Raw genomic sequence first — 10,153 nt, 5'->3', positions numbered from 1 at the left:
TGCCCCGCAAGGCGCCGGCCAAGGCACGGGGGCGACAGAAACACGCATGGGACACGCGCCCCGCAAGGCGCGCGATCCGCCCCGGAGGCGGTCGTGGGATCATGAAACCGGAGGATTGGTCGGGGCGGCAGGATTCGAACCTGCGACCCTCTGTTCCCAAAACAGATGCGCTACCAGGCTGCGCTACGCCCCGAACCGCCGCCCTTCTAGGCCGAGCCGCGGCCGGGCGCAAGCACCCGTCTCAGTCGCAGGGATCTGCCGCCGGCACCTCGTCCGAACCGATCGCGGGGTGGCGCAGCGTGTCGCCTTCGGAGATGCCCAGCCGCGCGGCCATGCCGCCATTGATCTCCAGCACGTACTGGATGTCGTCGCCGCCGGGAATCGGTGTTTCGTCGAGCGGGCGGGCGCGGGAATGCACGCGGCCGATCGTGCCGTCGGCGCGGGCGAAGATGATGTCGAGCGGAATGAGCGTGTTGCGCATCCAGAAGGAGACGGGGCCGGGTTCGTCATAGACGAAGAGCATCCCCGCCATGCGCGGCATCTCCTCGCGGTGCATCAGCCCCAGGGCCCGTTCGGCGGCGTCGTCGGCCAGCTCGACCGCAAAGCCCGCCTGCCCCCAATCGCCCGCCACGGTCACCCGGTCGGGCGCACATTCGGCACCGAACGCCGCGAGCGGCAGCGCGGCGAGGAGCGCCGCCAGCAGCGCGGTCTTCATTGGCCGCCTTCCGGGTCGCGTCCGCTCTCATCGGCCGAAGGCTCGCGCAAGGCGGCGTCCCAGGGCAGGATCTCGGTCGCCATGCGGCCGCGGCGGCCCTGGATCACCCGCAGCGCCACCGCCTCGCCCGGTTCGAGATCCGACAGGCCCGAGCTGCGCAGCACCTCGACATGCAGGAAGATGTCGTCCGGCGCGCCGAACTGGTTGGCAAAGCCGAATCCCTTGGCCTTGTCGAACCACTTGATCCGGGCCGGTTCGAGCGGGCGGCTGGCGAGATAGTCGGGGTCGAACTCGGCGAAATCGGCCAGCGGCACCGATGCGGCGGTCGGCGGCGGATCGAGCGACAGGATCGTCACGGCCTGCGTGCCCCGCTCGGTGCGCTGCGCCTCGATCCGGATGCGCGCGCCATCGGCGACCGAATTCTGCCCGTAATTGCGCAGCACGTTGGCGTGCAGCAGGATATCCGCGCCGCCCTCGTCGGGCACGATGAATCCGAACCCCTTCGCCGGATCGAACCATTTCACATGACCCGCGAGCTCGAAGCGGTCCTCGGCCTGCTTGTCCAGCATCTCGTTCATTTCCGCCTCCAGCGGCTGTCGGTCGACCCGACCATTTTTTGCCTGTGCACCACAGTCGCCATGCCGCGTCCAGCCCCGAATTTCATGCAGCGTGAAATCACGGTCCCAACCGTAACACATCGAAGGGCCCGGAGACGCCGCGTCGCGTCCATTTGTAGCGATCGTGAAGCCGGTGCGCCCCGTCCGCCCAGAACTCCATCTCGACCGGCCGGATCCGGTAGCCGCCCCAGAAGGGCGGGCGCGGCGGATCTTCGCCGAGTTCGGCCCGCAGCCGCGCCATCTCGGCCTCCAGCACCGCGCGCGAGGCGATGGGGCGGCTTTGCGGCGAGGCCCAGGCCCCGATCCGGCTGGTCAGCGCGCGCGAGCGGTAATAGGCGTCGGCCTGCGGCCCGTCCTCGCGCTCGACCCGGCCGCGGACCCGGATCTGCCGGCGCAGGGATTTCCAGTGAAACACCAGCGCCGCGGCTCCCGTGGCCTCGATCTGCCGGGCCTTGGCGCTTTCGTAATTGGTGAAGAAGACGAAGCCGTTGTCCTCGATCTGCTTGATCAGCACCACCCGCACATCCGGCAGGCCGGTCTCGTCCACGGTGGAAAGCGCGGCCGCGTTGGCGTCCGACGGCTCGAGCGCCTCGGCCTCGGCCAGCCAGCGCCGCGCGATCGCGAACGGGTCTTCGCCCGCGAAGATGTCCCGGTCGTCGTTCATCATACCAACTCGCTCACTCGTACCCTTCCAGTGTAGACCGAAATGCGCCTTCCACGCCACATGCTCGTCCAAGGCAACGCTGACCTCGCGTCCACCCCGGCCTTGATGCCATTCTCCCTATCGCCTACACCGGATCGAAACGGCGCCGGATCGGCAAGAGGAATATTCATGACATCGCAGTTGATGGCGGGAAAACGCGGACTCATCATGGGGCTCGCCAATGACAAGTCGATTGCCTGGGGCATCGCCAAGGCCTGCGCCGGCGCCGGCGCCGAGCTGGCATTCTCCTACCAGGGCGAGGCCCTGAAGAAGCGCGTCGGCCCGCTGGCGGCCGAGGTCGGCTCGGACATCGTGCTGCCCTGCGACGTCGGCGACGAGGAGAGCATCGACGCGCTCTTCACCGAGTTGCAGAAACAATGGGGCAAGATCGACTTCATCGTCCACGCCATCGGCTTTTCCGACAAGTCCGAGCTGCGCGGCCGCTATGTCGAGACCTCCAAGCAGAACTTCCTGATGTCGATGGACATCTCGGTGTGGTCCTTCACCAGCGTCGTCAAGCGCGCCGCGCCGATGATGACCGAGGGCGGCTCCTGCCTGACTCTGACCTATTACGGCGCCGAAAAGGTCATGCCGCATTACAACGTCATGGGCGTGGCCAAGGCGGCGCTGGAGGCGAGCGTGCAGTATCTCGCCGAAGACCTGGGCCGCGACCGGATCCGCGTCAACGCCATCTCGGCCGGCACGATCAAGACGCTCGCGGCCTCGGGCATCGGCGATTTTCGTTACATCATGAAGTGGAACGAGTATAATTCGCCCCTGCGCCGTACGGTCACGCAGGAGGAGGTCGGAAATTCCGCGCTCTACCTCTTGTCCGATCTGGGCTCGGCCGTTACCGGCGAGGTCCACCATGTCGACGCGGGCTACCACGTGATCGGCATGAAGAACCCCGACGCGCCCGACATCACGAAAGGCTGAAGAGCGATGACCGACCGTTTGCCGCATGAAAAGGGCTTCCACGTCAGCTGGGACCAGCTGCACCGTGACAGCCGCGCCCTCGCCTGGCGCCTCGACGGGCGCGGACCCGGCGAGGACGGCGCCTGGAAGGCCGTGGTCGCGATCACCCGCGGCGGCATGGCCCCGGCGATGATCGCCGCGCGCGAGCTGGGCATCCGCACGGTCGACACGATCTCGGTCAAATCCTACGAGCACCAGAACCAGGCCAGCGCCAAGGTGCTCAAGGCCCCCGACGCCGAGATGATGGGCGATGGCGAGGGCGTGCTCGTGATCGACGACCTGGTCGATACCGGCCGGACGCTGGAGCTGGTGCGCAAGCTCTACCCCAAGGCGCATTTCGCCACCGTCTATGCCAAGCCGATGGGCAACAAACAGGTTGACACCTATGTCACCGAGGTGAGCCAGGACACCTGGATCTTCTTTCCGTGGGACATGGCGCTGCAATATGTCGAGCCCTATCGCGGCAAGGACTGAGCCGCGCCCTTTCCTGCAAGGCCCCGCCCCACCGGCGGGGCCTTTCGCGTTTCGGGCCGGTCGTGATTGCGCCCGCCCCCTGCGCTGGCTAGCGTCGCCCGGGACAACCGAGGGAGCCCCCATGAGCGACACGCGCACCGCATCGACCTTTCCGCCGCCGGTGATGGAGGCCCGCCGCTGGATCGAGGGGGTGTCGTTTCCGCCCCATCGCCCGCTGCTGAACGTGAGCCAGGCCGCCCCGGTCGATCCGCCCCCCGAGCCGCTGCGCCGCGCCATGGCCGAGATCGTGATGCAGGATGCCAGCGCCCATCTCTATGGCCCGGTGCTGGGCCTGCCCGAGCTGCGCGCCGAGATCGCGGCGACATGGGCGCGCGATCATGGCGGGCCGGTCTCGCCCGAACAGGTCGCCGTCACCTCGGGCTGCAACCAGGCCTATTGCGCCGCCATCGCGGCGCTGTGCGGCGAAGGCGCGGAGGTGATCCTGCCCGCCCCGTGGTACTTCAACCACCGGATGTGGAACGACATGGCCGGCGTGCGGACCGTGCCGCTCGACACCGGCCCGGCCCTGCTGCCCGACCCGGAGGCCGCCGCCGCGCTCATCACCCCCGCCACCCGCGCCATCGTGCTGGTCAGCCCCAACAACCCCGGCGGCGTCGAATACCCCGCCGCGCTGCTCGCCGCCTTCCGCGACCTGTGCCGCGCCCGCGGCCTCGCGCTGATCCTCGACGAGACCTACCGCGATTTCGACAGCCGCGAAGGCCCGGCGCACGACCTCTTCGCCGATCCCGACTGGGACGACGTGCTGGTGCAGCTCTATTCCTTTTCCAAGGCCTATCGCCTGACCGGCCACCGCGTCGGCGCGGTCACCGCCTCGCCCGCGCGGATCGCGCAGATGGAGCGGTTTCTCGACACGGTGACGATCTGCCCCACCAGCCTCGGCCAGAAGGCGGCGCTGTGGGGGATGCGCAATCTGGGCGACTGGCTCTCGGGCGAGCGGGCCGAGATCATCGCGCGGCGCCGGGCGATGGAGGCGAGCTTCGCGCGGCTCGAAGGGCATGGCTGGCGGCTGATGGGCTGCGGCGCCTATTTCGGCTGGATCGAACACCCCTTCGAAGAGGCCTCGGACGCGCTGGCGCAGCGGCTCGTGCATGAGGCGGGCGTGCTCCTGCTGCCCGGCACGATGTTCACGCCCGAGAACAGCGAGGCGGGCCGCCGCCAGCTGCGCATCGCCTTCGCCAATGTCGACGCAGGCGGCATCAATCAGCTGGAAACCCGTCTCGCGGCGCTGCCCGCGCGCTGAGCCCGCCCCATCCGCTTGCACGGCCCCGCCCGCTTGCCTATTCAACGGCACACGCCGCTGGGGCGCGACAGGGAGACCGCAATGGCATCGAGCAAGGGCAACCGCGTATTCGTCTGGATCATCCTGATCCTGCTCTTCGTGGGCCTGATCGGCTTCGGGGCGACCGGCCTCACCGGCAACGCGACCCGGCTGGGCACGGTCGGCGACAAGGATCTGGAAATCCAGAGCTACGCCAACGCGCTGCAAAGCCGCATCCGGGCGCTCGAAAGCCAGACCGGCTCGGCCATCAGCATGGCGCAGGCGCAACAGATGGGGCTCGACCGCGCGGTGCTGGGCCAGCTCGTCACCGAGCGGGTGCTCGATGCCGAGGCCGATGCGCTCGGCCTCTCGGTCGGCGATGCGGCGGTGAGCGAGCAGGTGCTCGCCATTCCCGCCTTCCAGGGGCTGAACGGCAGCTTCGACCGCGCCGCCTATCGTGATGCGCTGTCGCGCAACGGGTTCAGCGTCGCCGAGTTCGAGGAAAGCCTGCGCGAGGGCGAGGCCCGCGCGCTGCTGCAAGGGGCCGTGGTCGGCGGCGTGACCGCCTCCGACACCCATGTCGAGGCGATGATCGATTTCATGATGTCGCGCCGCGACATCACCTGGGCGCCGGTCACGCTCGCCGCCGCCCCCGCCGCCCTGCCCGATGATGGCCGCCCGCGGGTGATCCTGCCCGAGATCCTGCTCGATGCCGAGATCCCCGCCCCGAGCGAGGCCGAGATCGCCGCCCGCTACGAGGCCGCGCCCGAAGCCTATACCGCGCCCGAGACCCGCGAGATCAGCTATGCCTGGCTGCGCCCCGAGGCGGTGGCCGACGAGATCGAGATCTCCGAGGAGGAGGTGCGCGACCTCTACGAGCAGCGCATCTCCGAATACGTGCAGGAAGAGCGCCGCCTGGTCGAGCGTCTCGTCTATCCGAGCGATGAGGCCGCGGCGCAGGCGCTGGCCCGGCTCGAGGCGGGCGAGGCGCGCTTCGAGGATCTCGTGGAGGCGCGCGGCCTGACGCTCGAAGCGGTCGATCTGGGCGACGTGGCCGAGGGCGATCTCGACGCAGCCGCCGGGCCGGTCTTCGCGGCCCAAGCCGGCGACGTGGTCGGCCCGGTCGAGACCGGCCTCGGCCCGGCGCTGTTTCGCGTCAACGCCGTGCTCGCCGCCGAGGAGGTCTCCTTCGAGGAAGCCGCGCCCGACCTGCGCGACGAGCTGGCCCGCGCCCGCGCCCGCCGCGAGATCGAGCGCCGCTCGGAGGAGATCACCGACCTGATCGCCGGCGGCGCCGCGCTCGAGGATCTGGCCGAGCGCGTCGGCATGGAGCTGGGCTCGGTCGATTGGAGCGAGGGCACGACCGGCGGCATCGCCGATTACGCCCCCTTCCGCGAGGCGGCCGCCCGCGTGCAGGAGGGCGATTTCCCCGAGCTTCTGGCCTTCGAGGATGGCGGCGTCTTCGCCCTGCGGCTCGACGGCGTCACCCCGCCCGCGCTGCGCCCGCTCGACGAGGTGCGCGACGAGGTGATCGCCGACGTGATGGCCGAGACCAGCGCGCGGATGCGCGCCGAGAAGGCCGAGGCGCTGGCCGCGCGCATCGCGGCGGGTGACGGCTTCGAGGCCGCGGGGCTCGCGCCGCGCGAGGCGCGCAACCTCACCCGCCGCGCCTTTGTCGAGGGCACCGGCCCGGGCTTCGTGCGCGCGGTCTTCGAGATGGAGGAAGGCGAGACCCGTGTGATTTCGGGCGAAGGCTACACCGCCGTGGTCCGGCTCGACGCCGCCCATCCCCCGGCCGAGGACGATGCGGGCGTCGCCGCCGAGCGGCAGGCGATCGAGCAGCGGATCGGCACCGGTCTCGCGCAGGACATCTACGCCGCCTATGCCAATGCCGTGCAGTCGCGCACCGAGATCCGCATCGACGATGCCGCCGTTCAGGCGGTCCACTCCTCCTTCAGGTAAGACGCCATGCTCAGCCCCGATTTCGAGACGTTCCGCCAAGGCTTCGAAGGGGGCGCGAACCAGATCGTCTGGACCCGGCTCGCCGCCGATCTCGACACGCCGGTTTCGCTGATGCTCAAGCTCGCCAATGCCGGCCGCCACGCCTTCATCCTCGAAAGCGTGACCGGCGGCGAGGCACGCGGACGCTACTCGATCATCGGCATGAACCCCGACCTGATCTGGGAATGCCGCGGCGAGACGAGCCGGGTCAACCGCGCGGCGCGCTACGACGACGAGGCCTATGAGGAGATGCCGGGCCACCCGCTCGACGCGCTGCGCGCGATCCTCGCCGAAAGCCGGATCGACCTGCCCGAAGACCTGCCCGCCGCCTCCGCCGGGCTCTTCGGCTATCTGGGCTACGACATGATCCGGCTTGTCGAGCGTCTGCCCGACGTGAACCCCGACCCGCTCGGCCTGCCCGACGCGGTGATGATGCGCCCCACCGTGGTGGCGGTGCTCGACGGGGTGAAGGGCGAGGTGATCCTCGTGGCGCCGGTCTGGCAGGGTCAGGGCCAGTCGGCCCGCGCCGCCTTTGCCCAGGCCGGGGAGCGGGTCACCGAGGCGATGCGCGCGCTCGACCGCCCCGTGCCGCGCGAGGCGCGGGCGCTGCAGGCCCCCGGCGCCCTGTCCGAGCCGGTCTCGAACTTCAGCCATGAGGGCTATCTCGCCGCCGTGGCCAAGGCCAAGGACTACATCCGCGCGGGCGACATCTTTCAGGTCGTCCCGGCCCAGCGCTGGACACAGGATTTCCCGGAGCCGCCCTTCGCGCTCTACCGCAGCCTGCGGCGCACCAACCCCTCGCCCTTCATGTTCTACTTCAATTTCGGCGGCTATCAGATCGTCGGCGCGTCCCCCGAGATCCTCGTGCGGGTGATGGGCGGCGAGGTGACGATCCGCCCCATCGCCGGAACCCGGCCCCGCGGCGCCACGCCCGAGGAGGACCGCGCGCATGAGGAGAGCCTTCTGGCCGACGCCAAGGAGCTCTCCGAGCACCTGATGCTTCTGGATCTGGGGCGCAACGATGTGGGCCGGGTGGCGAAACCGGGCACGGTGCGCCCGACCGAGAAGTTCATCATCGAGCGCTATTCCCACGTCATGCACATCGTCTCGAACGTGGTGGGCGAGCTGCGCGAGGATCAGGACGCGCTCTCGGCGCTCTTGGCGGGGCTTCCGGCGGGCACCGTCTCGGGCGCGCCCAAGGTGCGGGCGATGGAGATCATCGACGAGCTGGAGCCCGAAAAGCGCGGCGTCTATGGCGGCGGTCTTGGCTATTTCAGCGCCAATGGCGACATGGACATGTGCATCGCGCTCCGAACGGCGGTGGTGCAGGACCGCAAGCTCTACATCCAGGCCGGTGGCGGCGTCGTCCATGACAGCGACGCGCAAGCCGAATACATGGAGACGGTGCACAAGTCGAACGCGCTCAGGCGGGCGGCGGCGGATGCCGCGATGTTCCGCCCCGAGGGCAATGGCTGAGAACATGAAGGGCGGGGATCACCCCGCCCTTTTCGCATCCGGCCTTCAGCGGCGGCGCAGCGCCGCATCAAGGCTCCACGGCCCGGGGCCTGCCACGAAGATGTAGAGAAACACGAAGCAGTAGAGGATCGCCGCATCGCCGCCATTGAGCGTCGGATAGAGGCTGCCCGGCGCGTGGAACATCCAGTAGGCCACCGCCATCATGCCCGACAGCACGAAGGCCACGGGGCGGGTGAAGAGCCCGGCAAGCAGCAGCAGCCCGCCAATGAGCTCCAGCACGCCGCCCACGCCCATCAGCGAGGCCAGCGGCGGCTGCTGATCGGTCGGCGGAAAGGCGAAGAGCTTCTGGCTGCCATGCAGCAGGAAGATCAGCGCGCTGACGATGCGCAGCACGCTGAGCATCTCGGGCGCGCGGCTGGCAAGCCGGGAGTCGGGGGTCTGGGTGGTCATCTGCGAGGGTCCGATCTGAAAGGGGCGATTGCCCCCCGATTGCCGCCCTGCCCTGCCGCCGTCAAATCACCGGGCCTGTGCGCAGGCGCGCACCCGCCTCTGCCGACATCACCGGTTACTTCGCCAGACCCGTGCCCTGCATCTGCAGCAGCGCGCTGAGCGGCGCGGGGGCGACGCCCTCGCGGTCCGTGCGGTTGCCCCAGAGCGTCAGCGCGGTGATCGTCTCGGGATTGAGCCGCCCCATCAGCGCCACCGCGCCTTGCTGGCGCGCGCGAAAGGCGGCCTGGTCGAGAAAGCGCCGGATGACCCGGTCGTCCTGTCCGACCTGGCCCAGATCGCGGTAGATCTCGACCGCCGGGACACCCTGCCCGGCCGCCTGGCGCAGCGGCGTGGCCAGCCCTTCGGACAGTGCCGCGAGGCCGCGCCCGTCCTGCGCCAGCCGCTCCAGCGCCTGCGCCGTCACCGCCTTGTCGGCGGTGAGCCCCGCGCCGCCCGCATCGAGCAGCGCCACGGTTTCGGGCAGCGTCTCGAAGGCGGCATCATAGGCCGCCTCGACATCCGAAGGCCCGGCATTGCCCGGCAGCCGCGCCATGGCGGCGATCTCGTAGCCCGCGGCGCGCCAGCGCGCGGCGCGGTCGCGCGCCTGCGGCAGTTCGGGGTCGATCGCGATGGTGACGGGAAAGGGGATGCTGGAGGCGGCGGCGACCGGCTCGTCGATCTCGCCATCGTCGATCAGCACCACCGAAAGACGCGGCATGCCACCTTCGGCCGTATCGGCCGCCGCGAAGCGCAGCAGCGCCGGCGCGTCCTCGTCGAACTCGGGGGTCGGCTCGGGCGCGGCCCGCGCCTCCCCCTGCGCCTCCTCCTGTGCCTCGCCGGATGCCCCGGCCCGGCGCACCGCGACGGCATCCTCGTCGAGCCCGGCGGGCTGGCCCGGCAGCGCCGGGGCTTCGGATTCGGGCAGAACGGTGATGGTGCCCGGCTCGTCCGGCAGCGCCGCGGGGCGCGCCCGCGGCAAGGGCACGCGCAGCGGCGTCCCGTCGGCAGCGCGGGAGGCCCGTGCCAGCGCCTCGCCCGTCTCCTCTGTCTCACCGGCTTCGGTCGCGGACGGCACGGCCGCCCCCGGCGGGGACATGGCGACGCTTTCGTCGCCCGCTTCGGGCGCGCCTTCATCGACCACCACCCGCGGCTCGGCCGAAGGCGCGGGGGGCGGTTCGGTCGCGACGGTGATGTCGGCCTCCTCGGCCGGGATCTCGATCACCCGCGAGGGCGGGCCCGGCAGCACCGGCTCCTCTGCCCCGAGATCGAGCCGGGGCGGATCGAGCCGGGCGATCTCCGTGGCGGGCGGCGCGATCGCCGCGTCCGTGCGGGGCCGTTGCAGCGGCGCGGTGTCGGCGCTGGGCGCGCGGCCGCGCCCGGCGGGC

10 protein-coding genes and 1 tRNA gene are annotated in these 10,153 nt (G+C 70.4%); 5 read left to right on the top strand and 6 right to left on the bottom strand.

Going from position 1 to position 10,153, the window contains the following annotated elements:
• Window positions 1–116: 116 nt before the first annotated feature.
• From CJ301_RS17605 to pdxH, 4 genes are all read right to left on the bottom strand, one after another.
• Window positions 117–193: transfer RNA gene (locus CJ301_RS17605), tRNA-Pro, on the bottom strand.
• A gap of 48 nt (window positions 194–241) precedes the next feature.
• Window positions 242–715: a DUF192 domain-containing protein gene (locus tag CJ301_RS17600; protein ID WP_099278657.1), complete on the bottom strand. Its 474-nt coding sequence runs from the start codon at window positions 713–715 to the stop codon at window positions 242–244.
• A complete protein-coding gene (locus CJ301_RS17595; RefSeq protein WP_099278656.1) occupies window positions 712–1,293 on the bottom strand; it encodes a cold-shock protein in 582 nt (193 codons plus the stop codon). Before CJ301_RS17595 ends, CJ301_RS17600 begins: the two co-directional genes overlap by 4 nt.
• A gap of 97 nt (window positions 1,294–1,390) precedes the next feature.
• Window positions 1,391–1,996: a pyridoxamine 5'-phosphate oxidase gene (gene pdxH / locus CJ301_RS17590; RefSeq protein WP_099278659.1), complete on the bottom strand. Its 606-nt coding sequence runs from the start codon at window positions 1,994–1,996 to the stop codon at window positions 1,391–1,393.
• A gap of 168 nt (window positions 1,997–2,164) precedes the next feature.
• On the opposite strand from pdxH, the gene fabI reads away from it, so the two are divergent.
• From fabI to trpE, 5 genes are all read left to right on the top strand, one after another.
• The gene (gene fabI, locus CJ301_RS17585) at window positions 2,165–2,971 is read left to right on the top strand and encodes an enoyl-ACP reductase FabI (RefSeq protein WP_099278655.1); all 807 of its coding nucleotides are present in this window, start codon (window positions 2,165–2,167) and stop codon (window positions 2,969–2,971) included.
• Window positions 2,972–2,977: 6 nt separating this feature from the next.
• Complete coding sequence (gpt, locus tag CJ301_RS17580; RefSeq protein WP_099278654.1) at window positions 2,978–3,484, top strand: xanthine phosphoribosyltransferase; 507 nt, start codon at window positions 2,978–2,980, stop codon at window positions 3,482–3,484.
• A 121-nt stretch (window positions 3,485–3,605) separates the two neighbouring features.
• Complete coding sequence (locus CJ301_RS17575; protein WP_099278653.1) at window positions 3,606–4,784, top strand: aminotransferase; 1,179 nt, start codon at window positions 3,606–3,608, stop codon at window positions 4,782–4,784.
• Window positions 4,785–4,865: 81 nt separating this feature from the next.
• The gene (locus CJ301_RS17570; RefSeq protein ID WP_099278652.1) at window positions 4,866–6,764 is read left to right on the top strand and encodes a SurA N-terminal domain-containing protein; all 1,899 of its coding nucleotides are present in this window, start codon (window positions 4,866–4,868) and stop codon (window positions 6,762–6,764) included.
• Window positions 6,765–6,770: 6 nt separating this feature from the next.
• Window positions 6,771–8,279, top strand: coding sequence for an anthranilate synthase component I (gene trpE, locus CJ301_RS17565; RefSeq protein WP_099278651.1), 1,509 nt, complete (start codon window positions 6,771–6,773; stop codon window positions 8,277–8,279).
• A 45-nt stretch (window positions 8,280–8,324) separates the two neighbouring features.
• On the opposite strand, the gene CJ301_RS17560 is transcribed toward trpE, so the two are convergent.
• Window positions 8,325–8,729: a DoxX family protein gene (locus CJ301_RS17560; RefSeq protein ID WP_099278650.1), complete on the bottom strand. Its 405-nt coding sequence runs from the start codon at window positions 8,727–8,729 to the stop codon at window positions 8,325–8,327.
• 115 nt (window positions 8,730–8,844) lie between these two features.
• A partial coding sequence (locus CJ301_RS17555; RefSeq protein ID WP_099278649.1) for a divergent polysaccharide deacetylase family protein occupies window positions 8,845–10,153 on the bottom strand: 1,309 nt, incomplete at its 5' end.

The sequence above is a fragment of the Limimaricola cinnabarinus genome (assembly GCF_002723615.1).
Taxonomy (GTDB): Bacteria; Pseudomonadota; Alphaproteobacteria; order Rhodobacterales; family Rhodobacteraceae; genus Limimaricola; species Limimaricola cinnabarinus_B.
The sequence above is the reverse complement of the archived record's forward strand: the minus strand, read 5'-3'. Positions and strand labels throughout refer to the sequence as shown.